The sequence below is a fragment of the Rhizobiaceae bacterium genome (genome assembly GCA_023953835.1).
Classification (GTDB): domain Bacteria; phylum Pseudomonadota; class Alphaproteobacteria; order Rhizobiales; family Rhizobiaceae; genus Mesorhizobium_G.
The window spans coordinates 1-26,461 of record JAMLJB010000001.1; the positions used below are offsets into that span (position 1 = coordinate 1).

At 65.3% G+C, this 26,461-nt stretch carries 28 protein-coding genes and 1 pseudogene; 23 read left to right on the plus strand and 6 right to left on the minus strand.

Features of this window, described 5'->3' with window-relative positions:
• The 21 genes from M9924_00005 to M9924_00105 all read left to right on the plus strand — a co-directional run bounded on the left by M9924_00005 (window position 1) and on the right by M9924_00105 (window position 18,486).
• A complete protein-coding gene (locus M9924_00005; protein MCO5062779.1) occupies window positions 1-885 on the plus strand; it encodes a replication initiator protein A in 885 nt (294 codons plus the stop codon).
• Between the two features lie 208 nt (window positions 886-1,093).
• A complete protein-coding gene (locus M9924_00010) occupies window positions 1,094-1,732 on the plus strand; it encodes an AAA family ATPase (GenBank protein ID MCO5062780.1) in 639 nt (212 codons plus the stop codon).
• The gene (locus M9924_00015; protein ID MCO5062781.1) at window positions 1,729-1,983 is read left to right on the plus strand and encodes a hypothetical protein; all 255 of its coding nucleotides are present in this window, start codon (window positions 1,729-1,731) and stop codon (window positions 1,981-1,983) included. The genes M9924_00010 and M9924_00015 overlap by 4 nt, the downstream gene beginning before the upstream one ends.
• Window positions 1,980-2,489, plus strand: a complete 510-nt coding sequence (locus M9924_00020; GenBank protein ID MCO5062782.1) for a DUF2840 domain-containing protein — start codon at window positions 1,980-1,982, stop codon at window positions 2,487-2,489. The genes M9924_00015 and M9924_00020 overlap by 4 nt, the downstream gene beginning before the upstream one ends.
• The gene (locus tag M9924_00025; GenBank protein ID MCO5062783.1) at window positions 2,486-3,031 is read left to right on the plus strand and encodes a S26 family signal peptidase; all 546 of its coding nucleotides are present in this window, start codon (window positions 2,486-2,488) and stop codon (window positions 3,029-3,031) included. The genes M9924_00020 and M9924_00025 overlap by 4 nt, the downstream gene beginning before the upstream one ends.
• A 45-nt stretch (window positions 3,032-3,076) precedes the next feature.
• Complete coding sequence (locus M9924_00030; protein MCO5062784.1) at window positions 3,077-3,424, plus strand: DUF736 domain-containing protein; 348 nt, start codon at window positions 3,077-3,079, stop codon at window positions 3,422-3,424.
• A 3-nt stretch (window positions 3,425-3,427) separates the two neighbouring features.
• The gene (locus M9924_00035) at window positions 3,428-4,192 is read left to right on the plus strand and encodes a lytic transglycosylase domain-containing protein (protein MCO5062785.1); all 765 of its coding nucleotides are present in this window, start codon (window positions 3,428-3,430) and stop codon (window positions 4,190-4,192) included.
• 244 nt (window positions 4,193-4,436) lie between these two features.
• A complete protein-coding gene (locus M9924_00040; GenBank protein ID MCO5062786.1) occupies window positions 4,437-6,176 on the plus strand; it encodes a relaxase/mobilization nuclease and DUF3363 domain-containing protein in 1,740 nt (579 codons plus the stop codon).
• 25 nt (window positions 6,177-6,201) lie between these two features.
• A complete protein-coding gene (locus M9924_00045) occupies window positions 6,202-8,187 on the plus strand; it encodes a conjugal transfer protein TraG (GenBank protein MCO5062787.1) in 1,986 nt (661 codons plus the stop codon).
• 12 nt (window positions 8,188-8,199) lie between these two features.
• Window positions 8,200-8,634, plus strand: a complete 435-nt coding sequence (locus M9924_00050; protein ID MCO5062788.1) for a CopG family transcriptional regulator — start codon at window positions 8,200-8,202, stop codon at window positions 8,632-8,634.
• Between the two features lie 172 nt (window positions 8,635-8,806).
• A complete protein-coding gene (gene trbB / locus M9924_00055; protein MCO5062789.1) occupies window positions 8,807-9,790 on the plus strand; it encodes a P-type conjugative transfer ATPase TrbB in 984 nt (327 codons plus the stop codon).
• Window positions 9,787-10,119 (plus strand): TrbC/VirB2 family protein, encoded by a 333-nt coding sequence (locus tag M9924_00060; GenBank protein ID MCO5062790.1) that lies wholly within the window; start codon window positions 9,787-9,789, stop codon window positions 10,117-10,119. Before trbB ends, M9924_00060 begins: the two co-directional genes overlap by 4 nt.
• The gene (locus M9924_00065; GenBank protein MCO5062791.1) at window positions 10,119-10,400 is read left to right on the plus strand and encodes a VirB3 family type IV secretion system protein; all 282 of its coding nucleotides are present in this window, start codon (window positions 10,119-10,121) and stop codon (window positions 10,398-10,400) included. The genes M9924_00060 and M9924_00065 overlap by 1 nt, the downstream gene beginning before the upstream one ends.
• 10 nt (window positions 10,401-10,410) lie before the next feature.
• Window positions 10,411-12,849: a conjugal transfer protein TrbE gene (gene trbE, locus M9924_00070; protein ID MCO5062792.1), complete on the plus strand. Its 2,439-nt coding sequence runs from the start codon at window positions 10,411-10,413 to the stop codon at window positions 12,847-12,849.
• Window positions 12,846-13,610 (plus strand): P-type conjugative transfer protein TrbJ, encoded by a 765-nt coding sequence (gene trbJ, locus M9924_00075; GenBank protein ID MCO5062793.1) that lies wholly within the window; start codon window positions 12,846-12,848, stop codon window positions 13,608-13,610. The genes trbE and trbJ overlap by 4 nt, the downstream gene beginning before the upstream one ends.
• A 10-nt stretch (window positions 13,611-13,620) precedes the next feature.
• Window positions 13,621-13,935: a putative entry exclusion protein TrbK-alt gene (gene trbK-alt / locus M9924_00080; GenBank protein MCO5062794.1), complete on the plus strand. Its 315-nt coding sequence runs from the start codon at window positions 13,621-13,623 to the stop codon at window positions 13,933-13,935.
• 4 nt (window positions 13,936-13,939) lie between these two features.
• Window positions 13,940-15,292, plus strand: coding sequence for a P-type conjugative transfer protein TrbL (trbL, locus tag M9924_00085; GenBank protein ID MCO5062795.1), 1,353 nt, complete (start codon window positions 13,940-13,942; stop codon window positions 15,290-15,292).
• Window positions 15,292-15,975 carry a conjugal transfer protein TrbF gene (gene trbF / locus M9924_00090; GenBank protein MCO5062796.1) on the plus strand — a complete coding sequence of 228 codons (684 nt, stop codon included), beginning with the start codon at window positions 15,292-15,294 and terminating at the stop codon, window positions 15,973-15,975. Before trbL ends, trbF begins: the two co-directional genes overlap by 1 nt.
• A 23-nt stretch (window positions 15,976-15,998) precedes the next feature.
• Complete coding sequence (gene trbG, locus M9924_00095; GenBank protein MCO5062797.1) at window positions 15,999-17,021, plus strand: P-type conjugative transfer protein TrbG; 1,023 nt, start codon at window positions 15,999-16,001, stop codon at window positions 17,019-17,021.
• The gene (locus M9924_00100; protein MCO5062798.1) at window positions 17,018-18,241 is read left to right on the plus strand and encodes a TrbI/VirB10 family protein; all 1,224 of its coding nucleotides are present in this window, start codon (window positions 17,018-17,020) and stop codon (window positions 18,239-18,241) included. The genes trbG and M9924_00100 overlap by 4 nt, the downstream gene beginning before the upstream one ends.
• 2 nt (window positions 18,242-18,243) lie before the next feature.
• A complete protein-coding gene (locus M9924_00105) occupies window positions 18,244-18,486 on the plus strand; it encodes a DUF2274 domain-containing protein (protein ID MCO5062799.1) in 243 nt (80 codons plus the stop codon).
• A gap of 120 nt (window positions 18,487-18,606) precedes the next feature.
• On the opposite strand, the pseudogene M9924_00110 reads toward M9924_00105, so the two are convergent.
• The 5 genes and pseudogenes from M9924_00110 to M9924_00130 form a co-directional block, all read right to left on the minus strand.
• Window positions 18,607-19,431: pseudogene (locus M9924_00110) on the minus strand (LysR family transcriptional regulator).
• 556 nt (window positions 19,432-19,987) lie between these two features.
• Window positions 19,988-20,803 carry an NAD(P)-dependent oxidoreductase gene (locus tag M9924_00115; protein ID MCO5062800.1) on the minus strand — a complete coding sequence of 272 codons (816 nt, stop codon included), beginning with the start codon at window positions 20,801-20,803 and terminating at the stop codon, window positions 19,988-19,990.
• A gap of 3 nt (window positions 20,804-20,806) precedes the next feature.
• Window positions 20,807-21,178 (minus strand): MarR family transcriptional regulator, encoded by a 372-nt coding sequence (locus tag M9924_00120; GenBank protein MCO5062801.1) that lies wholly within the window; start codon window positions 21,176-21,178, stop codon window positions 20,807-20,809.
• A gap of 742 nt (window positions 21,179-21,920) precedes the next feature.
• Window positions 21,921-22,955, minus strand: a complete 1,035-nt coding sequence (locus M9924_00125; protein MCO5062802.1) for a nuclear transport factor 2 family protein — start codon at window positions 22,953-22,955, stop codon at window positions 21,921-21,923.
• Window positions 22,956-23,086: 131 nt separating this feature from the next.
• Window positions 23,087-23,836, minus strand: a complete 750-nt coding sequence (locus M9924_00130) for an SDR family oxidoreductase (GenBank protein MCO5062803.1) — start codon at window positions 23,834-23,836, stop codon at window positions 23,087-23,089.
• Window positions 23,837-23,925: 89 nt separating this feature from the next.
• Here M9924_00130 and M9924_00135 point away from each other — a divergent pair, with 89 nt between their 5' ends.
• Window positions 23,926-24,264 (plus strand): helix-turn-helix transcriptional regulator, encoded by a 339-nt coding sequence (locus M9924_00135; protein MCO5062804.1) that lies wholly within the window; start codon window positions 23,926-23,928, stop codon window positions 24,262-24,264.
• Window positions 24,265-24,597: 333 nt separating this feature from the next.
• Here the strand turns inward: M9924_00135 and M9924_00140 are convergent, their stop codons facing one another.
• Complete coding sequence (locus M9924_00140; GenBank protein ID MCO5062805.1) at window positions 24,598-25,341, minus strand: SDR family oxidoreductase; 744 nt, start codon at window positions 25,339-25,341, stop codon at window positions 24,598-24,600.
• Window positions 25,342-25,433: 92 nt separating this feature from the next.
• On the opposite strand from M9924_00140, the gene M9924_00145 reads away from it, so the two are divergent.
• Window positions 25,434-26,342 carry an AraC family transcriptional regulator gene (locus M9924_00145; protein MCO5062806.1) on the plus strand — a complete coding sequence of 303 codons (909 nt, stop codon included), beginning with the start codon at window positions 25,434-25,436 and terminating at the stop codon, window positions 26,340-26,342.
• Window positions 26,343-26,461: the final 119 nt, after the last annotated feature.

Here is a 26,461-nt window from a genome sequence, read left to right on the forward strand (position 1 = left end):
ATGTCGTCCCGTCGCCAACACGATGAGCGCGCGCAGCTCGACCTGTTCCGGGCGCTGCCCGGTGACCTCGCGCCGCGCGACGCGCAGGACCTCATGGCCTATCCCTTCTTCTCGCTCGCCAAGTCGAAGCGCCTCGCGCCGATCGACTTCAAGGCGGGTTCGGTGAAGATCCGCGTCGAGGCCGTCGCCGATCATGGCATGGCGACCATCTGGGACGCCGACATCCTGATCTGGGCGGCCTCGCAGATCGTCGAGGCCCGTGATCTCGGCTTGCGGCCATCACGCCTGATGGCGACCACGCCCTACGAGATCCTGAATTTCATCGGCCGCGGCGTCTCATTGCGCGATTACGACCGCCTGAAGGCCGCGCTCGACCGGCTCCAGTCGACGACGGTGGCGACCTCCATCCGCCAGCCGACCGAGCGGCGCATGCATCGCTTCTCCTGGATCAACGAGTGGAAGGAGCGCGCCGACCATCGTGGCCGGCCGCTCGGTCTCGAACTGATCGTGCCCGACTGGTTCTATGGCGCGGTGCTCGATGAGGCACTCGTCCTCACCATCGACCGGGATTATTTCGGGCTAACCGGCGGGCTGGAGCGCTGGCTCTACCGCCTGGTGCGCAAGCATGGCGGCAAACAGGAATTCGGCTGGAGCTTCGACTTCGCTCACCTCCACGCCAAGTCGGGCAGCCTCTCGCCGCTCAAGCATTTCGCCTATGACCTGCGCGAGATCGTGCGTCGCCAACCTTTGCCGGGCTACAGGCTGACCATCGAGCCCTGCGCCGGCGGTCGCGACATCCTCACCTTCGCGCCGACCGATCCGATCCCCTTCGGGACACCGCGCCGTCGTCGCCGTGCCAACCGCCAGCCTGGGGATAAGCTGTGAATCGTCTCGTGCTATCAGGGACCGGCACTATCGTGCCATCGGGGACCGGAGTCTCGTGCTATCGGGGACCGAAATCGCCGATTCAGCTTTTTGAATCAGCGGCTTGCGACCCCCGTAACTTCTCTAACCTAGATTCCTACGGAATCTTTCTAACGCGGACCGCTTTTTCGCGCTCTGTGGACTGGTCCCCGATTGCCGGGAGTCCGTCATGATCGTCGCCCTGCTCAACCAGAAGGGCGGCGTCGGCAAGACGACGCTCGCGCTGCACCTGGCAGGCGAATGGGCTCGGCGTGGACAGCGCGTCACGCTCATCGACGCCGACCCGCAGGGCTCGGCCCTCGACTGGTCGCAGCAGCGCAACCGGGAGGGGTTGGAGCGGCTGTTCAGTGTCATCGGCCTGGCGCGCGACACCCTGCATCGCGAAGCGCCGGAGCTGGCCCGCAGTGTCGACCATGTCGTCATCGACGGCCCTCCGCGAGTCGCTGGCCTGATGCGTTCGGCGCTGCTCGCGGCCGATCTCGTCCTGATCCCCGTGCAGCCTTCGCCGCTCGACGGCTGGGCCTCGGCCGAAATGCTTTCTCTGCTCAGCGAGGCGCGCATCTATCGTCCCGACCTCGCGGCGCGCTTCGTGCTGAACCGCTGCGCGGCCCGCACCGTGATCGCACGCGAGACTGCCGAGGCGCTCGCCGACCACGATCCGCCCGTGCTCGCCGCCACGATCGGCCAGCGCGTCGCCTTTGCCGAAGCCGCACAGCGCGGCCGGCTGGTCAGCGAACTCGATCATGCGGCGCACGCTGTCGCCGAGATCGTCGCGCTGACCGCCGCTATCGAGAGGATCGCGTCATGAACGCGCGGTCCCCGAAACGCGGCTTCGCCGCGCGTCCCGGTGACGCCGAGAGCTGGATCAAGGCGCCGGAGCCTCCGACCGATCGTCCGTCGCAGTTCGAGGACTTCTCCGCCCGACTGACCATCGATGTCACCCCCGACATGCGCGGCCGCATCAAGATCGCCGCCTTCCAGCGCGGTGAGACCGTCGCCGAGATGCTGCGTGCGCTGTTCGAGCGCGAATTCCCATCCGCGCCGGGAGACGGACAATGAGCGGCCCTGTCGCTCCATTGGCATCGGCCGTCGCCGCGCCGCCGACCGGTCTCACTGCCGTCGAACTCGTCTGGATCGAGAAGCAGACCGAGCACTGGGTGCGCTTCGGACGCGAAATCCGTGAACAGGTCCTCGACCGCCGCCGCCGCATCCTGTTCTTCGCGCCTGACACGATCTTCGCGTTAGTGCGCTGGGCCGCGAACGAGCATGGCACCGTGCTGTCGCGCCTCGACATCTTGCGCGCCGTGCGGCGCGGCGAGCCCTGCCAGAGCGTCCCCACCGTGACGCCAGGCGGCGACATTCTGCTGCGCGTCGATGGCTGGCCGAAGGTCGAGCGGGTGCTCCAGCTCATCGACCGTATAGAGGCAAGCGGCATCGATCCCGCCAAGGTCTCGCCCGATCATTGGCGCCATGTTCACAACCGCCTCGCCGCAGGCGAGACGCCGCGCAGTTATTCGCCTGCGCGCCATCGCGCCTTCCTCCTCGCGCGGAGGATCGACGCATGATCCGGCTCGGCTACGCCATCGCCACGACCGCCGCCGTCTCGTTGCTCGGCGTCATGTCGATCGTCTCCTTCGCGCCCAGGCTCATCTGGAATGCGTCGGCCAGCGTACCGATCGGCCTCTATGCCATCGAGCCGGAACGGTCCTCGGAGATCACCGATCTCGTCGCGGTTCGCGCACCCGAGCCGCTCGACAGTTTCCTGGTCGAGCGTGGCTATATCGGACGCGGCGTGCCGCTGATGAAGCGCATTGCCGCGCTGCCGGGACAGCGGGTTTGCCGGAATGGCCTCGCCATCACGGTCGACGCTGTGCCGATGGGCGACGCGCTGGCGCGCGACCGCCTCGGCCGCCCGCTGCCCATCTGGCAGGGCTGCAAAACCATCGCCGAGGGCGAACTGTTCCTCATGAACTGGCAGGTCCGCGACAGCCTGGACGGCCGCTATTTCGGTCCGCTTCCGGCCTCCGCCGTCATCGGCCGGGCGATCCCTCTCTACACCGACGAGGACGGCGACGGCCGCTTCGTCTGGCGCGCGCCGACGCGGTGACGGCGCGCCCATGTCCATCCTCACCGCAATCCCATGGAGGCAACCATGTCCCTGATCGGTCAATTCACGCGCGACGATTCCGGCTTCATCGGCAACTTGCAGACACTCGCCCTGCAACAGGACATCATCATCGTTCCTGCCGAACCGTCGGACGCCGAGAACGCGCCGGACTACCGCATTCATGTCTTCGATGGCATGAACAACGAGACCGGCGCGGAGATCGGCGCCGGCTGGAAGCGCACCGGCGAGAAGGCCGGCGATTACGTCTCGTTGCAATTCGACGATCCGACCTTCCTTCAGCCGATCCGCGCCAATCTCTTCCAGTTGGCTGACGACAAGTCGTCCTGGGGGCTGCATTGGAACCGGCCGCCCAGGCGTGGCGAGCGGGACTGAGCGATGCCGTCCCGCTGCCTTCGCGCTGTCACCGGGCGGTTTCCCGCCGCCCGGCTGACGGTCCTCCTTCTCCTTACCGGCCTGCCTGCCGCAGTATTCCCGGCGTCGCCCGCCGGTGCGCAGACCGCGCCACCGCTGCGCTCCGAGCCCGCCGATCCTTATGCCGGTTTCGTCGCCGAGGCTGCGCGGCGGTTCGCCATTCCCGAGCTGTGGATTCGCGCCGTCATGCGCGTCGAAAGCCGCGGCGACGTACGCGCGATGTCGCCCAAGGGCGCGATGGGCCTGATGCAACTCATGCCCGCCACCTGGGCCGAAATACGCGCCCGATATGCACTCGGCACCGATCCGTACGACCCGCGCGACAACATCCTCGCGGGCGCGGCCTATCTGCGCGAGATGCATGATCGCTACGGATCGCCCGGCTTCCTGGCGGCCTATAATGCCGGTCCCGGCCGCTATGAGGACTATCGCGATCGCGGCCGCTCCCTTCCGGTCGAAACGCGCGCCTATGTCGCCATGCTCGCGCCGGTCATCGGCGGAAGCGGCCTGCCAACTCCCGTCACGGTCGCCGCCGCCGATCCGCTCGCCTGGACGCGCGCTCCGCTCTTCATCGTGCAGGCCGACGGAGGGTCGGCCGCGGACCGGTCGCAGCATGACGGCGCGCCGACTGCGTCATCCGCGCCGCCGTCGGAACGCGCGTCCGAGACGGCCGACCCACAAACCGGCGGCCTCTTTGTCGGCCGATCCTCGCCTGCGGTGCCGCGATGACCGCGTTCGCACAGGATCGCACCATGACGGGCTCCAGCGCAGGAAGGGCGGGAGAGCGGGCAGGCACGGGAACCACAACCGCACGATGGCAGGATAAAGGGCCGCGATGTGCGGCTTTGGGCGGTTGTGGTTTTTCAAGGAGTTATCGCGCATCTGCGCGATGTGCGCCTGATCGGCGCAATGTGCGCACACCGCGCTTTCACAATGATTTCCACGCCTTCGCGCGATGTGCGGGGTTCCCGTCATGAGCGGCGAGGACGATTTCCGCATCCGGCCCGGCCGCATCCGCTCCACCCGCGCGCAGTCCGCAAGGCCCTTCATCGCGCAGGCGCTGGCCGCCGCGCAGAAGGCCGGTGGCTCCGTCTCCCGCAAGGGCAGGATCGGTCCCGGCAACCGCTCGCGTTTCGGCCGGGGACAGCGCGCCGCCGTGCAGGCCAACCGGCTGCTCACCGCCCGATCGCGCGGCGCCGTCATCAAGGCGCGCGTGGTCCGGCACGGCGGACGCAATGCGCCGCTCGGCACCCATCTCAATTATCTGCGCCGCGAGGGCGTCACCCGGGATGGGGAAAAGGCCCACCTGTTCGGTCCGGGCGGCGACGAAGTGGATGCGAAGGATTTCGCCGGCCGCTGCGAGGATGACCGTCATCATTTTCGTTTCATCGTCTCACCGGACGATGCCCTGGAAATGTCGGACCTGCGCGGCTTCACCCGCGAGCTGGTCGGCCAGATGGAGAAGGATCTCGGCACCCGGCTCGACTGGGCGGCCGTCGATCACTGGAACACCGAGCATCCCCATGTCCATCTGATCGTGCGCGGTGTCCGCGATGACGGCGAGAACCTCGTCATCTCCCGCGACTATATCAAGGAAGGCATGCGCGACCGGGCGCGTGATCTCATCACCCAGGAACTGGGGCCGCGCACCGATCACGATATCCGCCGAGGCCTTGAGCGCCAGATCGAGACCGAGCGCTGGACCGCTCTCGACCGTCAGCTTGCCCGTGACAGCTATCGCACCGGCATCGTCGATCTCGCGCCGCATCCCGACCGCCAGCCCGACGAATTCCAGGCCCTCAAGGTCGGCCGGCTGCGCAAGCTGGAACGGCTCGGCCTCGCCGAAGAAGTGGGTCCCGGCCAATGGACGATGTCCGAGACGGCCGAGGCGACGTTGCGCGAACTGGGCGAGCGCGGCGACATCATCAAGCGCATCCATCGCGGCCTGACCGAGCGAGGCATCGAGCGCGGCGCGGCCAGCTATGTACTCGCCGCCGAGAGCACCGACGATCCGATCGTCGGCCGTCTGGTCGACCGCGGTCTCGACGACGAGTTGAAGGGCACGGCCTACGCCGTGGTCGACGGCGTCGATGGACGCACCCACCATATCAAGCTCCCCGACCTCGACGCCGCCGCCGACAGCGCGCCCGGCTCGATCGTCGAGTTGCGCCGCTTCGACGATGCGCGTGGCCAGCGCCGTGTCGCGCTCGCCGTCCGCTCAGATCTCGACATCGAGCGACAGGTAACCGCGACCGGCGCCACCTGGCTCGACCGGCAGGCGATCGCCCGCGAACCGGCGGCGCTCGGCGGGGGCGGGTTCGGCGCTGAAGTCCGCGACGCCATGGACCGGCGCGCAGAGCATCTGATCGAGCAACGCCTCGCCGAACGGCACGGCCAAAGCGTCATCTTCTCGCGCAACCTGATCGACACGCTGCGCCAGCGCGAACTGGACGGACTCGCCGACAGGGTGTCGGCCGAAACCGGGCGACCGTTCAGCAAGGCCGGAACGGGTGAGTATGTCGCCGGGACCTATCGCCAGCGCTTCGCGCTCGCCTCCGGCCGCTTCGCCATGATCGACGACGGTCTCGGCTTCCAGCTCGTGCCCTGGACGCCCTCGCTCGAACGCCAGCTCGGTCAGCATGTTTCCGGCGTCGCCCGAGGCGATGGCGGTGTCGACTGGAGCTTCGGCCGCAAGCGCGGCCTCGGCCTCTAGCGCCCAACAGACAAGGAGCCCTGCAATGTCCGCAACGAAAATTCTCTGGGGCCAGATCCTCACCGTCTTTGTGATCGTGCTGCTGACAACCTGGGCCGCGACGCAATGGACGGCATGGCGGCTGGGATTCCAGCCGCAACTCGGCCCGCCCTGGTTCGAGTTCGCCGGTTGGCCGGTCTATTATCCGCCGGCCTTCTTCTGGTGGTGGTATTTCTACGACGCCTATGCGCCGCCGATCTTCGTGGAGGGCGCCTATATCGCCGCGTCCGGCGGCTTCATCTCGATCGCGGTGGCGATCGGCATGTCGGTCTGGCGGGCGCGCGAAGCGAAGAACGTCGAGACCTATGGCTCGGCGCGATGGGCGCGGCCCGAAGAGGTGAAGGCGGCCGGGCTCCTCGGCGCCGACGGCGTCGTCCTCGGAAAGCTCGATCACGACTATCTGCGCCACGACGGGCCTGAGCATGTGCTGTGCTTCGCACCGACCCGATCCGGCAAAGGCGTCGGCCTGGTCGTGCCCTCACTACTGACCTGGCCCGGCTCGGCCATCGTCCACGACATCAAGGGCGAGAACTGGCAGCTCACCGCAGGCTTCCGGTCCCGCCATGGCCGCGTGCTGCTGTTCGACCCCACCAATGCCAAGTCGGCCGCCTACAATCCGCTGCTGGAGGTGCGGCGCGGCGAGTGGGAAGTGCGCGACGTCCAGAATATCGCCGACATCCTGGTCGACCCGGAAGGCAGCCTCGAGAAGCGGAACCACTGGGAGAAGACCAGTCACGCCCTGCTGGTCGGCGCGATCCTCCATGTCCTCTACGCCGAGAAGGACAAGACGCTCGCCGGCGTCGCAGCCTTCCTCTCCGATCCCAGGCGTCCGATCGAATCCACACTCGCCGCCATGATGAAGACCGCGCATCTGGGCGAAGCCGGACCGCATCCGGTGATAGCCAGCGCCGCGCGGGAGTTGTTGAACAAGTCGGACAACGAGCGCTCGGGCGTGCTCTCCACCGCCATGTCCTTCCTCGGGCTCTATCGCGATCCCGTCGTCGCGGAGGTGACGCGGCGCTGTGATTGGCGGATCGGCGACATCGTCGGCGGCAAGCACCCGACCACGCTCTACCTCGTCGTGCCGCCTTCCGACATCAACCGCACCAAGCCGCTCATCCGCCTGATCCTCAATCAGGTCGGCCGTCGCCTGACCGAGGACTTGCAGGCGAATGCGCATCGCCACCGGCTGCTGCTCATGCTCGACGAGTTTCCGGCGCTCGGCCGGCTCGACTTCTTCGAATCCGCGCTCGCCTTCATGGCCGGCTATGGGCTGAAGAGCTTCCTCATCGCCCAATCGCTCAATCAGATCGAGAAGGCCTATGGGCCGAACAACTCGATCCTCGATAACTGCCATGTGCGCGTGAGCTTCGCCACCAACGACGAGCGGACCGCCAAGCGTGTGTCGGACGCACTCGGCACGGCGACCGAAATGAAGGCGATGAAGAACTATGCCGGCCACCGGCTTTCGCCCTGGCTCGGCCACATGATGGTGTCGCGCTCCGAGACGGCCCGCCAGTTGCTCACTCCCGGCGAGATCATGCAGCTTCCGCCCGCCGACGAGATCGTCATGGTCGCCGGCACCCCGCCGATCCGGGCGAAGAAGGCGCGCTACTTCGAGGACGCGCGGTTTCAGGAGCGCGTGCTGCCGCCGCCTGCGCTGAAGAAGCCTGAGAAGGCGCTCCCCGACGACTGGAGCGCGCTCACACCGCCGCCCGCGCCGACCATCACCGCGCCCAAAGCCGCCACGCCTGCGGAGGACGAGGACACCACAGACTCCGAGCGCCGCCATCAGCCCGAGCTGAGTCGCGTGGAGCAGCCCGAAAGGAAGCCATCCGTCGAAAACGAGTTCGAGATCGATCCGGTCGATGAACCGGAAGAGGACGTCGCTCGCAATAGCCGTCTGCGCGACACCATGCGCGAGGTCGCACGTCAGGCCTCGCTCGATCCCGGCGACGGCATCGAGCTGTAAAGGAGGAACCCCATGCCGAAACCGCCCAGGAAACAGCGTCTGTCCGTCTATCTCGAACCCGAGGTGATGAAGGCGCTGGCGCTCCACGCCGCCCGCCGGGATCTGTCCCTATCCCTCGTCGCCGAGGCCGGCATCGCCTCGTTCCTGTCGCCCGACGCCGCAGAGCGCCAGGAGGCCGCCATCACCAAACGCCTCGACCAGCTCGACCGGCGCATGACGCGCATGGAGCGTGACGTCGGCATCGCCGTCGAGACGCTCGCCATCTTCGTGCGCTTCTGGTTCAACACCACGCCTGCCTTGCCCGAGGCCGCCGCACAGGCTGCCCGCGCCAAGGTGGCCGAACGCTATGACGCCTTCGTCGCCGCGCTCGGCCGGCGACTCGCCAGCGGACCGAAGCTCCGGCAGGAGATTTCGGAGGAAGTCGAGCCCGCGCGCGACGCGAAATAGTCGTCCATAGAGTTGATCACAAGTATTCTGTACGTCCGCCGTTTCCCTGTCTTTGTACGCCACGGTACGACGACCACATTTCAGTTGTTGTAATGCCCTGATTTCTGCCTCTTCTACTTGATCCCGATCCAGGGCCGCGCATCGGGCGCGCCCGCAAGAGAACGGGGACGACGTGGCAAACCCCCACCAGAAATCCGAGGCGATCGTTCGCGGCGCGCGCATGCTTCGCACCGCGCTGGGCCCTGCGATCGCCGGCTTTCTGGAAGATCCCGCGATCGTCGAGGTGATGCTCAACCCCGATGGGCGGCTCTGGGTCGACCGACTGTCGGAAGGCTTGTGCGGGACCGATCAGCGGCTCTCGCCGGCCGACGGCGAACGGATCATCCGCCTCGTCGCCCATCATGTCGGCGCCGAAGTTCATGCCGGGTCACCGCGCGTCTCGGCCGAGTTGCCGGAAACGGGAGAGCGGTTCGAGGGACTGTTGCCGCCCGTGGTCGCCGCGCCGGCCTTCGCCATTCGCAAGCCGGCCGTGGCCGTCTTCACCCTCGACGACTATGTCGCCACCGGCATCATGATCGCCGCCCAGGCCGATGCCCTGCGCACCGCCGTCGCGGAACGACGCAACATCCTCGTCGCCGGGGGCACCTCGACCGGCAAGACCACGCTCACCAACGCGCTGCTCGCCGAGGTGTCCAAGACCTCGGACCGCGTCGTGCTGATCGAGGATACGCGCGAGCTGCAATGCGCCGCGCCCAACCTTGTCGCCATGCGCACCAAGGACGGCGTCGCGACCTTGTCCGACCTCGTCCGTTCGTCGCTGCGCCTGCGCCCGGATCGCATCCCCATCGGCGAGGTGCGCGGCAGCGAGGCGCTCGACCTGCTCAAAGCCTGGGGAACCGGCCATCCCGGCGGCGTCGGCACTATCCACGCCGGCACGGCCATCGGCGCGCTGCGCCGTCTCGAACAGCTCATCCAGGAAGCCGTCGTCACCGTGCCGCGCGCGCTGATCGCCGAGACCATCGATCTCGTCGCGGTCCTGTCCGGCCGCGGCGCCGCGCGCCGCCTTGCCGAACTCGGGCGCATCGAAGGGCTCGGCCCCGATGGCGACTACCGCGTGACCCCCATCCAGCACGCCAACCATGGAGACCTGTCATGATCCGACACGCCTTGCGCATCCGCCGTCACATCGCCACGGCGGCGTCCGTCACCTTCATCAGCCTGGCGCTCGCGCCGGCCGCCCACGCCTCCGGCTCCTCCATGCCATGGGAAGCGCCGCTGCAAAGCATCCTCGAGAGCATCGAAGGCCCCGTCGCCAAGATCATCGCGGTGATCATCATCATCGTCACCGGCCTGACGCTCGCCTTCGGCGACACCTCGGGCGGCTTCCGGCGGCTGATCCAGATCGTGTTCGGTCTGTCGATCGCGTTTGCGGCCTCGAGCTTCTTCCTGTCCTTCTTCTCGTTCGGCGGCGGGGCGCTCGTCTGATGGTCGCAGGCGCGGACCATGGCGGAGAAGTGCCGGGCTTTTCGGTGCCGGTGCATCGGGCTCTGACCGAACAGATCATGCTTGGCGGCGTGCCGCGCTCGATCGCCATCCTCAACGGTACGCTTGCAGCAGCGCTCGGCCTGGGCTTGCGCCTCTGGCTGGTCGGGATTGCGCTGTGGGCCATCGGCCACTTCGCCGCCGTCTGGGCCGCCAAGCGCGATCCGCAATTCGTCGACGTCGGACGCCGGCATCTGCGCATCCCCGCCTACCTTGCGGTTTGAGGGTCGCGCCATGATGAACCTCGCCGAATATCGCAATCGCAACACCCGGCTCGCCGACTTCCTCCCCTGGGTCGCGCTGGTCGGTGATGGCATCGTGCTAAACAAGGACGGCAGCTTCCAGCGCACAGCACGCTTCCGCGGCCCCGATTTAGACAGCGCCGTACCTGCCGAACTTGTCGCGGTCGCGGGGCGTCTCAACAACGCCTTCCGCCGCCTCGGCTCAGGCTGGGCGATCTTCGTCGAGGCGCAGCGTCATGAGGCAGCGACCTATCCCAACAGCCGCTTTCCCGATCCGGCGTCCGCACTGGTCGATGCCGAGCGTAAGGCCGGCTTCGAGGAGGCCGGGGCGCATTTCGAGTCCAGCTATTTCCTGACCTTCCTCTATCTGCCGCCGGCCGAAGATGCCGCCCGCGCGGAAAGCTGGCTCTACGAGGGGCGAGATCGCGGCGGCGCCGATGCCCATGAAGCGCTGCGCGGCTTCGCCGACCGTACCGACCGCATCCTGCAGCTTGTCGACGCCTTCGTGCCCGAATGCGCCTGGCTCGATGACGCCGAGACGCTGACCTATCTGCACTCGACGGTCTCGACCAAGCGGCAACGCGTCCGCGTTCCCGAGACCCCGATCTATCTCGATGCCCTGGTCGCCGATCAGTCGCTCACCGGCGGGCTCGAACCGCGCCTGGGCGATATGCATCTGCGCATCCTCACCATAGTCGGCTTCCCGACCGCGACGACGCCCGGCATTCTCGACGAACTCAACCGGCTCGCCTTTCCCTATCGCTGGTCCACCCGCGCCGTCCTGCTCGACAAGACCGACGCGACCAAACTGCTGACCAGAATTCGCCGGCAATGGTTCGCCAAGCGCAAGTCGATCGCCGCCATCCTGAAGGAGGTGATGACCAACGAAGCGTCGGTGCTGGTCGATACCGACGCCGCCAACAAGGCGGCGGATGCCGATCTCGCGTTGCAGGAACTCGGCGCCGACTATGCCGGCCAGGCCTACGTCACCGCCACCGTCACCGTCTGGGACGCTGATCCCCGCATTGCCGCCGAGAAGCTGCGGCTGGTCGAGAAGGTGATCCAGGGCCGCGACTTCACGGCCATGCCGGAGACCATCAACGCCGTCGACGCCTGGCTCGGCAGTCTGCCGGGCCATGTCTATGCCAATGTCCGGCAGCCGCCGCTGTCGACGCTCAATCTCGCCCACATGATCCCGCTCTCGGCGGTCTGGGCGGGGCCGGAACAGGACGAGCATTTTTCAGCACCCCCGCTGCTCTTCGGCAAGACCGAAGGCTCAACTCCGTTCCGGCTTTCGCTCCATGTCGGCGATGTCGGCCACACACTGATTGTCGGTCCGACCGGCGCCGGCAAATCGGTGCTGCTGGCGCTGATGGCGCTGCAGTTCCGGCGCTACGATCGCGCGCAGGTCTTCGCCTTCGATTTCGGCGGCTCGATCCGCGCCGCGGCGCTCGCCATGGGCGGCGACTGGCACGATCTTGGTGGCGGTCTGACCGAGGGCGCTGACGATAGCGTATCGCTTCAGCCGCTCGCCCGGATCGACTATGGCGCCGAGCGCGCCTGGGCCGCCGACTGGATTTCCGCCATTCTCAGCCGCGAGAGCGTCGCGATCACGCCGGAGGTCAAGGAGCATATCTGGACGGCCTTGACGTCGCTGGCCTCGGCGCCGCCCGCCGAGCGCACCCTGACCGGCCTGTCCGTGCTGCTCCAGTCCAACGATCTCAAGCAAGCGCTGCGGCCCTATTGCGTCGGCGGACCCTATGGGCGGATCCTCGACGCCGAAGCGGAGCATCTCGGCGAGGCCACCGTCCAGGCCTTCGAAACCGAGGGACTGATCGGGACAGGGGCCGCAGCGGCCGTGCTCGCCTATCTCTTCCACCGGATCGAGGATCGTCTCGACGGCCGCGCCACCCTCATCATCATCGACGAGGGCTGGCTTGCGCTCGACGACGAAGGCTTTGCGGGCCAGCTCCGCGAATGGCTGAAGACGTTGCGCAAGAAGAACGCCTCGGTCCTCTTCGCCACCCAATCGCTCTCCGACATCGACGGGTCGGCCATCGCGCCCGCCATCATCGAAAGCTGCCAGACCCGCATTCTGCTCCCCAACGAGCGCGCCATCGAGCCGCAGATCACCGCCATTTACCGGCGGTTCGGCCTCAACGACCGGCAGATCGAGATCCTCGCCCGTGCCATGCCAAAGCGCGACTATTACTGCCAGTCGCGCCGGGGCAACCGGCTGTTCGAGCTCGGCCTGTCCGATGTGGCGCTGGCGCTCTGCGCCGCGTCGTCGAAGTCCGACCAGACCGCCATCGCCCAGACCGTCGCCGAACACGGCCGCGACGGCTTTCTCGCAGCCTGGCTCGACCGCCACGATCTCGGCTGGGCGGTCGATCTCATTCCCGGCCTCAACATCATGGAGACGTCATCATGAACCCACGCCGCTCGCGCGCGGCACGCCTTGCTGCCGCGCTGCTCACCACCTCCGCCATCACGCTGCCGCTGCTATCCGCTCCGGCTCATGCGCAGTGGATCGTCTACGATCCCACCAACTACGCCCAGAACCTGCTTTCGGCGACCCGCGCGCTTCAGCAGATCAACAACCAGATCACCTCGCTCCAGAACGAGGCGACCATGTTGATCAATCAGGCGCGCAATCTCGCGAGCCTGCCATATTCGTCCCTTCAGCAGCTCCAGCAGTCGGTGCAGCGCACCCAGCAGCTTCTCGGCGAGGCGCAGCGCATCGCCTACAATGTCCAGAACATCGATCAAGCGTTCCGCACCACCTACGGCAACGCGTCGATGACGGCCCCCGACCAGCAACTCGTCACCGACGCACGCGAACGCTGGCAGAACACGGTCGGCGGCCTTCAGGACGCCATGCGCGTGCAGGCCGGTGTCGTCGGCAATATCGACACCAACCGCGCGCAGATGTCGGCGCTGGTCGGACAGAGCCAAGGCGCGACCGGCGCCTTGCAGGCGACGCAGGCCGGAAACCAGCTTCTCGCGCTTCAGGCGCAGCAGCTCGCCGATCTGACCGCCGTGGTGTCCGCCAATGGCCGCGCGCAGGCACTCTCCGAAGCCGAGCGCGCGGCCGCCGCCGAGCAGGGCCGCGAACAGCGCCGGCGCTTCCTGACGCCCGGCAGCGGCTATCAGCCAGGCAACGCCCGGATGTTCCCCGGCAACGGCAACTGAGGGTCGGCGCATGGACGGGAAGATGCTCGCACGCCTGGCCGCCGTCGCTTTCGTCGCCATCGCCGTCACCGCGACGGCGATCGAGATGAGCCGCAAGGAGGAGCCGGCCGAGCCCTGGGCATCCCGTCCTCCTGCGTCGCCGCAATCCGATCCGCTCCGCGATGAACTGCTGCGCTGCCAGGCGCTCGGCGAAGCCGGTCCCCGCGATCCGTCCTGCCGCCGTGCATGGGCTGAGAACCGTCGGCGCTTCCTGGCGCCGGGTTCCCGTCCGGCCGAGCGCCTCCCTCAGGCGCCCACGGCGCCCCAGCCGGTCGAGGCGCAATAGGCACATGGGCAACACCGGCGTCATCGACCATTTCCTGGAGGTCTTCACCCGATACATCGACGGCGGCTTCGGCCTCCTCGGCGGCGAGGTTGCCTTCATCGCCACCACGCTGATCGTCATCGACGTGTCGCTGGCCGCGCTGTTCTGGTCCTGGGGCGCCGATGACGACATTATCGCGCGGTTGGTGAAGAAGACGCTGTTCGTCGGCGTTTTCGCCTACATCATCGGCAACTGGAACAATCTCGCCCGCATCGTCTTCGAAAGCTTCGCAGGACTCGGGCTGAAAGCCAGCGGCACGGGATTCACCACGGCGGATCTCCTGCGGCCGGGAAAGGTCGCGCAGACGGGCCTCGACGCCGGGCGGCCGCTGCTCGATTCCATCTCCAACCTCATGGGCTACTGGTCGTTCTTCGAGAACTTCATCCAGATCGCCTGCATGTTCCTGGCCTGGGCGCTGGTGCTGCTCGCCTTCTTCATCCTCGCCATCCAGCTCTTCGTCACGCTGATCGAGTTCAAGCTGACGACGCTCGCCGGCTTCGTGCTGATCCCATTCGGCCTGTTCGGCAAATCCGCCTTCATGGCCGAGCGCGTGCTCGGCAATGTCATCTCGTCCGGCATCAAGGTGCTCGTCCTCGCCGTCATCATCGGCATCGGCTCGACGCTCTTTTCCGAGTTCACCGCCGGCTTCGGCGGCGCGACACCCTCGATCGACGAGGCCATGGCCATCGTGCTCGCCGCGCTGTCGCTGCTCGGCCTCGGCATCTTCGGCCCCGGCATCGCATCGGGCATCGTCTCCGGGGGACCGCAGCTCAGCGCAGGCGCGGCGGTGGGAACGGGCCTCGCCGCTGGCGGCATGGTCGCGCTCGGCGCCGGCGCCGTGGGCGCGGCCGCGACGGGAGGGGCCTCGTTGGTCGGGGGCGCTGCTGCCGCCGCCCGTGGCGGCGCGGCTCTCGCGGGAGGCGCTTCGACGGCCTACAGCCTTGGCGCGGCCGGCCAGTCCGGGGCCGCGGGCGTCGCATCCGGTCTCGGCGGCGTCGCCCGCGCCGGAGGAAGCGCGGCGATCTCGCCCCTGCGCCGTGCCGCTTCGCGCGCCGCCGACAGCATGCGTTCGAGCTTCAATGCCGGCGGGCGTGCCGCGCTCGAAGCCACGGGCGGCTTGTCGACCGGCGGAACGATCGGCGGTGACGCCGCCGAGGCCGCGTCTTCTTCCAAGACAGATGGTCCTCCCGCCTGGGCCCAACGCATGCGCCGCAGTCAGAAAATGACCCATGCCGTCCAGGCCACGGCGCACGCCGTCCGCTCCGGCGACGCGCACGGCGGCGGCTCCTCCGTCAACCTCTCCGAAAGCGACCGCTGATGTTCAAACGACCCTCCACCCACTATGGCAAGAGCCCCGAACCCGAGACGCCTTACCAGCGCGCGAGCCAAGTCTGGGATGAGCGGATCGGCTCGGCCCGCGTCCAGGCGCGCAACTGGCGGCTCATGGCATTCGGTTCGCTTTTCCTCTCGGCGGGCTTCGCCGCAGCGCTCGTCTGGCAGTCGGCGCGGGGCACCGTCGTGCCCTGGGTGGTGCAGACCGACCGGCTCGGACAGGCACAGGCCGTCGCGCCAGCCGTGGCCGATTATCGCCCGACCGATCCGCAGATCGCCTTCCACCTGGCCCGCTTCATCGAAGAGGTGCGCTCGATCCCGGCCGACGCCATCATCGTCCGCCAGAACTGGCTGCGGGCCTACGACTTCACGACCGATCGCGGCGCCGCCGCCCTCAATGATTATGCGCGCGCCAATGACCCCTTCACCAAGGTCGGTCGCCAGCAAATCTCCATCGAGGTCTCCAGCGTCATCCGCGCATCTCCCGACAGCTTCCGCGTCGCCTGGGTCGAGCGCCGCTACGAGAGCGGCCAGCTTGCGACGACCGAGCGATGGACCGCGATCCTGACGATCGTGATCCAGACGCCGCGCAACGCCGACACGCTGCGTAAGAACCCGCTCGGAATCTACGTCAACGCCATCAACTGGTCACGGGAGCTTGGGCAATGAAGCTGTTTTTCCGTAAAGCCGGAATGCCGGCTTCACACATCCAAACATATCCGCATCTGCGGATCGGCATGCTGCCGGCCATTCTCCTCGCCACGACGGCGCTCGCGGGATGCGCGACCACGCACAAACCGCCGGAGATATCCTACGACAACGCTGCTCCGGCCGTGCAGACAGTCGATCCCCCGGCGCCCGTCACCGTCGTGGAATTGCCGAGGCCGCTTCCGCTTCCCGGCCAGATGAAACCGGTCGAGCGCTCCCGGCAGAGACCGGAACCCGCCGATCCAGCGGCACGGGTGAATCAGGCCAACGCCGCGGCGCGCGTGCAGCCCGTCCGCGACGGGTTCATCAACTCGATGCAGGTCTACCCGTTCACACAAGGGGCGCTCTATCAGGTCTATACGGCGGTCGGCCAGATCACCGACATCGCCCTCCAACCCGGCGAGCAGCTCGTCGGCTCCGGTCCGGTCGCCGCCGGCGACACCGTCCGCTGGATCATCGGCGACACGCTGAGCGGCTCAGGGGCGACGCAACAGGTCCATATCCTGGTCAAGCCGACCCGACCGGAGCTGATGACCAACCTCATCATCAACACCAACTTGCGCACCTATCACATGGAACTGCGCTCGACGGAGCGCACCTATATGGCGTCTGTCTCCTGGCAATACCCGCAGGATCAGCTCATCGCACTGCGCCGGCAGAATGCGCAGGCCGAGGCGGTGAGACCCGTCGCGACAGGTGTCGATCTGACCAACGTCAACTTCCGTTACGCAATCGAGGGCGACCGCGCACCCTGGCGCCCGTTGCGCGCTTTCGATGACGGGCGCCAGGTCTTCATCGAATTCCCGCGCGGCATCGGCCAGGGCGAAATGCCGCCGCTCTTCGTCGTCGGTCCGGAAGGCAACACGTCTGAACTCGTCAACTACCGCGTCCGCTCGAACTACATGATCGTCGACCGCCTCTTCGCCGCCGCCGAGCTACGCTTCGGCGCTGGCCGCGAGCAGAAGCGCGTCCGAATCGTCCGCACCGACGGGAGGTCGACGTCGTGAACGACAGTGACACCCGGAAGGGAGAAGATCCGGAAGACGGTGCTCAGCCCTTGACGGGCGAGCCGATCAGTCCTGCGGCGATGCGACTGCGCGCGGAGCCGCCGCGCGTGACGCGACTGTCGCGCAACGTGCTGGCCGGCGTCGGTCTGGTCGCCAGCGTCGGCATCGGTGGCGCGCTGGTCTATGCCCTTCAGACCCGCGACAGCGGTCGCCCGGCCGAAGAGCTATATTCAACCGAAAATCGGGCCACGGCCGATGGCATCGCTGGTCTGCCGCGCGATTATAGCGGCGTCCCGCAGCTCGGCCCGCCGCTGCCCGGCGATCTTGGACGACCGATCCTCGACGCACAGAATCGCGGACAGCCCGTGCCGGCGCCGGGCGTCGCAACGCTCAGTCCGGGCCTCAACCCCGAAGAGCAGCGGCGGCTTCAGGAGCTTGAATCGGCACGGACCGCGCGCCTGTTCGCCCCGACCGAGACGCGAGGCGTCAATCCATCAGCGTCGGCACCGGCTGCGGTCGCGCCGGCAATTTCCGATCTCGCGGGCCTCGGCCTTGCACCGCAGCCGACGACGCCGACCGCCCAGGATCGGCAGAATGCTTTCCTCAATGCCGCCGTCGATCGGCGCACCATTGCCCCGGATCGGGTGGCAGCGCCGGCGTCCCCCTATGTGCTGCAGGCTGGCGCGGTCATATCGGCAGCGCTGATTACCGGTATACGCTCCGACCTTCCCGGTCAGATCACCGCCCAGGTAACCGAGAACATCTACGATAGCCCGACCGGCCGCATTCTGCTCGTGCCGCAGGGCACGCGTGTGATCGGGCAATACGACAATAACGTCCAGTTTGGGCAGAGCCGGGTACTTCTTGTCTGGAACCGCCTAATCTTTCCTAACGGCCGCTCCATCGTCTTGGAGCGCCAACCTGGGGCCGAAGCCGAGGGCTATGCCGGTCTGCAGGATGGCGTCGATTATCATTGGTGGGATCTAGCCAAGGCGGCAGGTCTCTCGACGTTGCTTAGCATCGGCTCCGAGCTGGCGATCGACGATGACGACCGGCTTCTGCGCGCCATCCGCAATGGTGGTCAGGACACATTCAATCAGGCGGGTCAGGAGATCGTTCGCCGACAGCTCAACATCGCGCCGACACTGACGATCCGGCCGGGCTTTCCTGTGCGCGTGATCGTGACGCGCGATCTCGTTCTCGAACCCTACGGAGGATGATCATGACGAAGCTAAAACTCGGCCCCTTGACCGACCACAAGCCAGTCAAGGTCACCGTGGAATTGCCCGCGCCTCTGCACCGCGACCTTATTGCCTATGCGGAAGTGCTTTCCGGCGAGACGGGGCAGCCTATCGTGGATCCGCACAAGTTGATCGTACCGATGCTGCAGCGCTTCATAGACACCGACAGGGGTTTTGCGCGGGCTCGACGAACTCGTCGAGTCAATGAAATTGCCGACCGATGAAAGCGCGACTGCGCAACAGATGGCGACCGAGGATGCCTTGCGCGCATAGCTACTCGCCACGTCTTTGGCCACTTTGATAAGACGCCTGAGCGCTGTGTTCGGATTACTCATCGCCCAGACTGCGCTTGAGGGAAGATCCTCCGTATCGTCGGACAACGGTCGAAATGCCAGCCCTACCGCAGCAGTCCCCAACGAAGATGTGCTGGTGAGAGTGAGCCCGTAACCGATGGCGACCAGGTTCATCAAGCTTTCGCGGCTAACGTCATGTATGTCGATCCTAGGGCGAAATCCTAATTCGGAAAGTTTCCTTACCAGATAGTCATGCACCTCCGGCCCAGGACCGCCACTAGTCACAATGAACGTCTCATTTCTTATGTCTCGCCATGCAAGATCTAACCTCTGAGTAAGACTGTGGTTGGAAGGCAGGACGACATAGATGCGTTCGCTCCAAAGCCTCTCGGAAATATGCCCCGGGACGATCGGCTCGCCGGTGACAAAGACGACATCGAGACTGCCGAGGGCCAGCCGATGAAGGTTTTCCTCCGCCGTCCCCTCGTGAAGAATGGCTTTAATGCCGGGATGGCGCTGATGGAACTCCTTAAACACAAGGTGAAGATACCCCGCGGTAAGAGAAGCAAGAATGCCGATGTTAAGCTCACCATGTTCTCCGCGGCGCCTTGCCGAAGTAACCTGAATAGCACGCCGGAGCTGATCAACTCCTGGTGCAGCTTCCTTCAAGAAATATTCGCCGTCCGGAGTAAGATGAGCGCCCTTTCGATCGCGACGAAACAGCGGGAACCCAAGCCGGCGTTCTAGCAGTTGAATACGACGGCTCACTGTTGACTGAGAAACACTCAGCGCTAAGGCGGTCTGTCTAAAGCTTCCAGATTCCGAGGCAGCTATCGCATAGCGAAGATATCGCAGGTCCAAAGACAGATCAGGCATCGAACGCGCAGCCTGGAGCCCATGAAGGCCGGCCCCCGAAAGGAAAGAAGAATCCAGTTGTTGAATGTCGACAGCGGCGGCGTTGCCGATACCGCGCGACGGCATCGGTACCACTCGGACGAGCCGACGACCGATTTAATTGTATAGCGCCACGATACCAAAGCTCGGCGCGGGCCGTTATCAAGATTGAGGTATCGAACAGGGTCTCGTCCCTCCCGCGACTCCACGCGGCTCGTCTCACAAAACCTGGCTTGAGAACCTCGGGTCGCGATGGCGGCCTCACGCGGAGGCGGCGGCCAGAAACGCACGAGTTGACAGTCTCACTCCTTGGTGTGCGTGCTAGCGATCCGCTGGGACCCCGCAAAGTCCGCGATCACCGAACCAGCGTCTTCCCAAAGGCCAGTGTTGCCGAACGCCATATGATCTGTGACCATAATCTTGACCTGCGAATGTTAGGGCGACGTTGAAATCGCGGCTAACCCGCAAGAGGCGGTAAAAGGCCGGATTTCGTTGCGCAGCGATTACTATCGCATTCGCGGATAGCGCTGCCGGTGGGTCACATCAGCTTGTCTTGAGCGGCTTGGTAAACCGTCCGCACACTGGGCTGAAAACCGAGACTGCGCGCCAGCGAGGCGTCCACGTGGAGATGCCAAGGGTTTTCCAGCGGCTCGGCGGAGGACTCCAGCTTTTCGCCGACCAATGCCGCGAGCTCATAGATTGAGCTCGGCGCCTCATCGGAAATATTGACGATGCGGCCGTCGAAAAGACCGTCCAAGGCAAGTTTGATGGCCGTAGCGATGTCGCGATGATGAATCGTGCTGATTCGCTTCGCCGGGTGCCACTTGCCCGCGACGGCATGCTTAGGCAGTTCTTCCAGATGGCCGTCCTGATCGCCGTAGACGAAGGGAAACCTCAGGACCGCCCAGTTGAGACCGCTCTCGCGCAATACCTTCTCGGCCGCGACCTTACTTGCGGGATAGGCGTGTTTGGGATCGACTGCATCGTCCTCCCGTCCGGGATGAGTGCCGTCCGCGCCGTAAACGTTGCTGGTGCTCGCGAGGATGAAGCGCGCTTCAGGCGCGTGGTCCTTCGCCGCGCCGACGAGATTTTGCGCCCCTTCCAAATTGCTCTTCCAGATCAGGTCGGTGTCCTGGGTGCGGAAAACCGCAGCGAGATGGATGATGTCTGTAACGCCCTGAACCGCCTGCCCAAGCGTCGAACGATCGAAAAGGTCGCCCTCGACTGCCGTAACGCCTGCGGGAACGTCTTTTCCTCCGCGCACAAGGGCGCGACAATCCACGCCCGCCTCGACGAGACGAGGCAGGAGGCGGGCTCCTACCAGTCCGGTCACACCAGTTATCAAGACTGTCATACGTCACTTCCTTTCTGTGAGCTTCTCGAGTCGCTCGGTAGCGGTCTTGAGAACCTCGACCGCTGCGGCGACCGCAACGTCGTCCATGCCGTCGAAGGCGATGTTGTGAATGACTGCCAGATCGGGCAGCTCGTCCCAGAGCTTGATGCCCGCCGCAGTCATCCGGAGCAGCTTTTGCCGCTGGTCGACGCTGTCCGGCACCTGCTCGACGAACCCCTTGCGGACAAGCACGCCTATGATCGCGCTTAACGTGGCTCGCTCGACCTGGAGGATCCTCACCAGATCGCGCTGCATGATCGGTCCGTCATGTGCCAGATGGTAGAGCACGTACCACTGCGTGGCGCCGAGATCGTAGGGGCGCAGCATCGCCTCCATCGCCGCGCGACCAGCCAGGTAGCAACGCTTCGCCCAAGCCCCGACGGACCCGTAATGAATATCGTTCGATTTGTTAGCCACCTGACAATAATGTCAGGCGCCATACAAAATGTCAAGGCTGGCTATCTGGGACAGTCAGGCGTGGGTGGCGGGTGCACCGAATTGCCGATAGCAGGTCACGACACATATCAGCCGGCGCCGGTTTAGATGATCGAGGCCTGATCGGGCGCCAGCAGCGTTGTCTCCGTGCTGAGGCCAGATTTCCTGGCCAATTCGTCAGCACCACCTCCCGGAGAGTCACTTGCCTCCGCATCCGCAGATCCGGGAAGCAGCAGCCGAGATGCGAAATTCGGCGCGTTTATGAAGATGGCCAAGTGAGGCGTCTATTGGTACGCGGGCTGGAAATCCCTCGGAGAGTAATCCGATGACGACGCGGTTTGATCACCTTCTCGCGATATTGCTGGCTCTTGTTCTTCCGAATGGCGCGGTTGGCGCACAGGCTACGTCAGATCCAGTCTATATCAAACCAGTAGTCAATATCCCGCCACCGGTCGACCGCCATTTCGACTCCTCCGGAGGCACGGAGCACCGGGCATCGAGTGAAAACGCGCTGGCGTCGAGGCGGGTCGGCGACCTCGCTTGGTTGCAGATGCTTCCGCCGCAGTTCGGCCGAGTCCCTTCCTTCAAAGTAAGGTAGCCGTCCGATCGCTCAAGCTGAGCCACTCGGCTGCGAACGCATCGCTCATGCCTGATTTTCGGCAGCCGTGAGATGCTTCGGCAGATCGTTCGGGCCGACCGCCGGGGCTCCTTGGGCTGCGCCAAAAGCTTGAGAGATCAGCAAAGTGTCCTCGTAGAGTTGAAGATGGCTGATCTTCCCGTCGTGCACCTTCAGATGCAGAGCGATCGGAGTCTCGAACGACCTGTCGTTCCCCGCGATGACGTGTGAGAACGTTCCGGTGATAACGACATTATTGCCGTCCGAGACGATGTCGTTGATGCTCGCCGTGCTTTTCCCTTCGACATAGTATGGCCACATCACCGCAAAGAACTCCGGTGCTTGGCTTCCTTTGGTGCGTTTTCCGGTCCAAGGCAACTCGCTCGATCCGGGAACGAACCAGTCGATCTCTTCGGCGAACAGTTCCTTTATGCCCTCAAGATCCTTGCCGCCAATGCATTGCAACAGCTTGTTGGCTATGGCCCTGGCGTCGTTCGGAGCGGCGCTTTCAACAGGCTCCACCAGCAGCCGCTCAAGCCGCACGCTTGCAAAACGCCAGCTTCCCGAAACCTTCTTGTAGGTTTCGTGGTAGATTCCCCATCCTTGAAGAATCTTGAGCGGGCTTCCATCAGGAAACACAAGGCGATCGGAGATCGTCCAGGTTCCTCGCGCAGTCTCCCGGTCCAGGATCTCGATCTCTGGTGCATGCACCTGATGCACGGACACCAGAGGTCCCATCAACTGCTGCAGGCCCTCGATAAAGCCATGAGCAGAGCTGAATTTCTGCGTGTCGTCAGCCCCACCTGGGGCGCCAGCAATCTCAATTGTTGCATCAGGCACCAACTCCGCTTCAAGCTCGTTCCAATTCTTTTGATCGATCAGCCGGCAATAGCGGGCCTTAAGTTGCTTAATGTCCTCAATATCATTGAGCTGCTCAATGGTCCTGTTAGACATTGCTATTCCTTTCCATAACGTGATTTCAAATTTCAGGAGGACGTCGCCGCTTTTCTTCGGCGCAGCGACAGCGGCGATGGCCGCCCTAAGATCGGACAGATCGAACAACGGAAAACCGGCGCAGCGGCGCCCGTGGGGTAGCAGTTGAACGACTCGATCTTTTCGTCCCGGGTCCGGTTGGCAGGTCGAGCGGACCCTTACGAGTTCCACGCAGTGCCAGTTTCACAGAAAGTGTGCCCCTAAATCTGCGCCGACCCGCCATCGGCGAACAGCTCGCTACCATTCACGTAACTGCTGTCGTCCGATGCGAGAAACAGGGCCGCGGCGGCGATTTCGTCAGGCTTTGCCATCCGGCCAAGCGGCGTCGCCGCTTCCGACATCGCGACGAAGGCCTGATGCTGCTCCTTGGTTGGCGAGAGCGCGCGCCAGCCCGGCGTGAGTGTCGAGCCGGGCACGAGTACGTTCACACGAATTCGGCGCGGCCCCAGATCGACGCTCCAACCCCGAGCAAAATTGCGGATCGCGGCCTTGCTCGCGCTGTAGACGCTGACCGCGGGATAGCCCCTGGTGGCGGCGGTCGATCCGGTCAGGATCACGGCCGCACCGTCCTTCAGCAATGGCAGCGCCTTCTGCACGGTGAAAAGTGTGCCCTTGACGTTGCTGCCAAAGGTGCGGTCGTACTCTTCTTCGGTTATCTCGCTGAGCGGCGCGAACTCTCCGCCACCGGCATTGGCGAACAGAACGTCGATCTGCCCTGCCTTGTCGCGCACGACCTGATAGAGCCGGTCCAGATCGGCCAGTTTTGACACGTCGCCTTGGACCCCTATCGCGCCGCCGCCGACTTCGGCCACCGCAGCGTCAAGCTCGGCCTGACGCCGACCAGTCATGAACACTCGCGCGCCCTCACGGGCGAAACGTCGCGCCGTCGCCAGGCCGATACCGCTGTTGGCGCCGGTGATGACAGCGACTTTTCCCTGCAACCTACCCATATTCCGTCTCCTTGCTGTGGTGGAGGAAATATGTGGCGTCACTTCCATTTGGACTAGAACCTACCTAAAGGTAAGTGTAGAATTGTTTGATGAGCATGACCCAACCCGAGTGTGGCCTCGACGTCTCGCTGGCCGTGATGGGCGGCAAGTGGAAGCCGCTGATCCTCTATCACCTCCGTTCCGGCCCTAAACGCTTCGGCGATCTGAAGCGCCTTGTCGCAGGCATCAGTGAAAAGGTTCTAATTCAGCAGCTTCGCGAGCTTGTCGGGGCTGAGGTGCTGATCCGGTACGACTATCAAGAGGTGCCACCGAAGGTTGACTACACACTGACACCGTTCGGAGAAACGCTGGTAGAAGCCCTCCTGCCCCTCTGCGATTGGGGAACGCGGCATCGTAGCCGTGTCGAAAAGGGTAGTGGCGGGCGATGAAGTGTGCGCCCTTAGGTAATCACTACCCCAACGTTCCCGAAGTGCTGAGCGCTTTTTATGAAAAGTGGCCCAGGCCATACAAAACGCCACCGGCGAGACCGTCGAACTGGCCTACGTCGACCCGGGGCTACATTGGTGAGACTGCGGTCAATGCCGCCGATCTCTGCCCGAGGCTCACGATCCAAAATCAACAGCACGTGCAATCCTGAACGCTACCTTTCGTTATCACCACCCGGACTTGGTGGCGACCGATGGTTCGCTCGAGCACCAATCCGCTGCACTCGACGATGTGATCGCCTTGATTGTTGGAGCGCTGAAACGGCAATAGCCAGCCTAGCCGGCATTCGCCAACGCGACGGCGTCGGGGCCGGCTGGAAAGCGCAGCGCGCCGGTCTCGTCGTGTGCAGCGCGCCACACGCCCTCGGCGACATCGGCCGCCGTTGTCGTGAGCATCGTTTCCGCAAAGCCAGCGAGGATCGGCTGCGCGAAGGCCTTGTAGTCCTCCGGAATCGCCTTCTCGAAGTCCACGTCCGTGTTTTGCGTGAAGCGCGTCGAAGGCCCGTAGCCCGGCTGCACTAGCTTCACGCGCACGTCGAATGCGCCGAGTTCGGGCGCCAGGCACTCCGTGAAGCCCTCGATCGCCCACTTGCTGGCGGCGTAGACGGACACAAGCGGATGCGGCGCAAGCACCACGCTCGACGTCACGTTGACGATCACGCCGGAACGGCGCTCCCGCATCTGGGGAATGGCCGCCTGCGTCATCGCCATCACGCCGAAGGTGTTGGTTTCGAACACCTTGCGGGCCATCGCCATCGATGACGCCTCCAGCGGGCCGAAAGAACCGATGCCGGCATTGTTGACGAGCACGTCGATCGGACCGGCCGCCTCAAGCGCTGCGGCGATGCTCTCGGGCTTCGTCACGTCCAGCGCCAGCACGCGCATGCGCTCCGACTGCGGCAGGGCCTCCGGGCGGGGCGTGCGCATTGTGGCGATCACGCGCCAGCCCTTGGCGTGGAAGTGGCGCGCTGTCTCCTGCCCGTAGCCGCTCGAAGAACCCGTAATCAGCACTGTTTTCATGATCCGCTCCAGTTTTTGACCGGGTGCAGGCTAGCGGCCGCGATCCGTACGATCTATAATTGACACACCAGAATACGTTATAGATCGTCCGAATGGATCCTCTGGCCTCGATCCTCATGGCGCTGCGGCCGCGCGCGGCGGGCGTGAAGCTCATCACCGGCAAGGGCGCCTGGGGCGCCCGCTATGCCGCCGTCGACAATGCCGGCTTCGGCCTTGTGCTCACCGGTGCCTGCTGGCTGCGGGTCGGCGCGGGGGAGCCCGTACGCTTCGCCGAGGGCGACTTCGTGCTGATGCCGCCCAATCCGGGCTTCGCGATCTACACGGATGCGCAAGCGCCCCTGCGCGCGCTCGACGCCAGTGCGTCTGCCGGCCTCGCTGCGCTGCGCCATGGCGATCCGGAAGGCGATCCCTCATTCCGGATGATCGGCGGCTATTTCCAATGCGAACCCGCGAATGCCGGGCTCATCGCCGGCCTCTTGCCGGCGCTCCTGCACGTCAGGCGCGAGCACCGCGCCGCGCGCCGCCTGCATTGCGTGATGGAACTCATCGCAGACGAAGCCTTGAGCGACCGTCCGGGCCGCGATCTCGTCGTCGAGCGCCTGGTCGAGACGCTGCTTCTCGAGGCGCTGCGCTGCCGCGCGGGCGAGATCGGCGCGCTTGCGCAGCCCGGCCTGCTCGAGGGCCTCGACGATCCGCAGCTCGCGCGCGCCTTGCGGCGCATTCACGCGCAGCCTGCGGAGCGTTGGACCGTCGCCGCGCTGGCGCGCGAATCCGGTCTCTCTCGCTCGACCTTCAGCGAACGCTTCCTGCGCAAGGTCGGCCTGGCGCCGATGGAATATGTGATGCGTTGGCGCATGGCGCTGGCGAAGGACATGCTGTGCCGGGGGAGTCCGCCAATGGAAGCCGTCGCGGCTGCCATCGGCTATGAATCCGCCAGCGCCTTCAGCACCGCGTTCCGCCGCGAAGTCGGTCGCCCGCCGAGCCATTTCGCGCGAGCATAAGCGCAGGCCCGCGCGGGCGATGCAGCACCAGCGTTGCGCCTAGTCGAGCGTACAGGTTCTCGATCCTGCGGTGTCGGGAGCAGAAGCGCGCTGACAGTCCGAGAACCGTCACCCGAATT

Coding starts and splice junctions, on each gene's coding strand:
- M9924_00005 (MCO5062779.1), top strand. CDS start 1: ATGTCGTCCCGTCGCCAACACGATGAGCGCGCGCAGCTCGACCTGTTC.
- M9924_00010 (MCO5062780.1), top strand. CDS start 1,094: ATGATCGTCGCCCTGCTCAACCAGAAGGGCGGCGTCGGCAAGACGACG.
- M9924_00015 (MCO5062781.1), top strand. CDS start 1,729: ATGAACGCGCGGTCCCCGAAACGCGGCTTCGCCGCGCGTCCCGGTGAC.
- M9924_00020 (MCO5062782.1), top strand. CDS start 1,980: ATGAGCGGCCCTGTCGCTCCATTGGCATCGGCCGTCGCCGCGCCGCCG.
- M9924_00025 (MCO5062783.1), top strand. CDS start 2,486: ATGATCCGGCTCGGCTACGCCATCGCCACGACCGCCGCCGTCTCGTTG.
- M9924_00030 (MCO5062784.1), top strand. CDS start 3,077: ATGTCCCTGATCGGTCAATTCACGCGCGACGATTCCGGCTTCATCGGC.
- M9924_00035 (MCO5062785.1), top strand. CDS start 3,428: ATGCCGTCCCGCTGCCTTCGCGCTGTCACCGGGCGGTTTCCCGCCGCC.
- M9924_00040 (MCO5062786.1), top strand. CDS start 4,437: ATGAGCGGCGAGGACGATTTCCGCATCCGGCCCGGCCGCATCCGCTCC.
- M9924_00045 (MCO5062787.1), top strand. CDS start 6,202: ATGTCCGCAACGAAAATTCTCTGGGGCCAGATCCTCACCGTCTTTGTG.
- M9924_00050 (MCO5062788.1), top strand. CDS start 8,200: ATGCCGAAACCGCCCAGGAAACAGCGTCTGTCCGTCTATCTCGAACCC.
- M9924_00060 (MCO5062790.1), top strand. CDS start 9,787: ATGATCCGACACGCCTTGCGCATCCGCCGTCACATCGCCACGGCGGCG.
- M9924_00065 (MCO5062791.1), top strand. CDS start 10,119: ATGGTCGCAGGCGCGGACCATGGCGGAGAAGTGCCGGGCTTTTCGGTG.
- trbE (MCO5062792.1), top strand. CDS start 10,411: ATGATGAACCTCGCCGAATATCGCAATCGCAACACCCGGCTCGCCGAC.
- trbJ (MCO5062793.1), top strand. CDS start 12,846: ATGAACCCACGCCGCTCGCGCGCGGCACGCCTTGCTGCCGCGCTGCTC.
- trbK-alt (MCO5062794.1), top strand. CDS start 13,621: ATGGACGGGAAGATGCTCGCACGCCTGGCCGCCGTCGCTTTCGTCGCC.
- trbL (MCO5062795.1), top strand. CDS start 13,940: ATGGGCAACACCGGCGTCATCGACCATTTCCTGGAGGTCTTCACCCGA.
- trbF (MCO5062796.1), top strand. CDS start 15,292: ATGTTCAAACGACCCTCCACCCACTATGGCAAGAGCCCCGAACCCGAG.
- trbG (MCO5062797.1), top strand. CDS start 15,999: ATGCCGGCTTCACACATCCAAACATATCCGCATCTGCGGATCGGCATG.
- M9924_00105 (MCO5062799.1), top strand. CDS start 18,244: ATGACGAAGCTAAAACTCGGCCCCTTGACCGACCACAAGCCAGTCAAG.
- M9924_00115 (MCO5062800.1), bottom strand. CDS start 20,803: ATGACAGTCTTGATAACTGGTGTGACCGGACTGGTAGGAGCCCGCCTC.
- M9924_00120 (MCO5062801.1), bottom strand. CDS start 21,178: ATGGAGGCGATGCTGCGCCCCTACGATCTCGGCGCCACGCAGTGGTAC.
- M9924_00130 (MCO5062803.1), bottom strand. CDS start 23,836: ATGGGTAGGTTGCAGGGAAAAGTCGCTGTCATCACCGGCGCCAACAGC.
- M9924_00135 (MCO5062804.1), top strand. CDS start 23,926: ATGAGCATGACCCAACCCGAGTGTGGCCTCGACGTCTCGCTGGCCGTG.
- M9924_00140 (MCO5062805.1), bottom strand. CDS start 25,341: ATGAAAACAGTGCTGATTACGGGTTCTTCGAGCGGCTACGGGCAGGAG.
- M9924_00145 (MCO5062806.1), top strand. CDS start 25,434: ATGGATCCTCTGGCCTCGATCCTCATGGCGCTGCGGCCGCGCGCGGCG.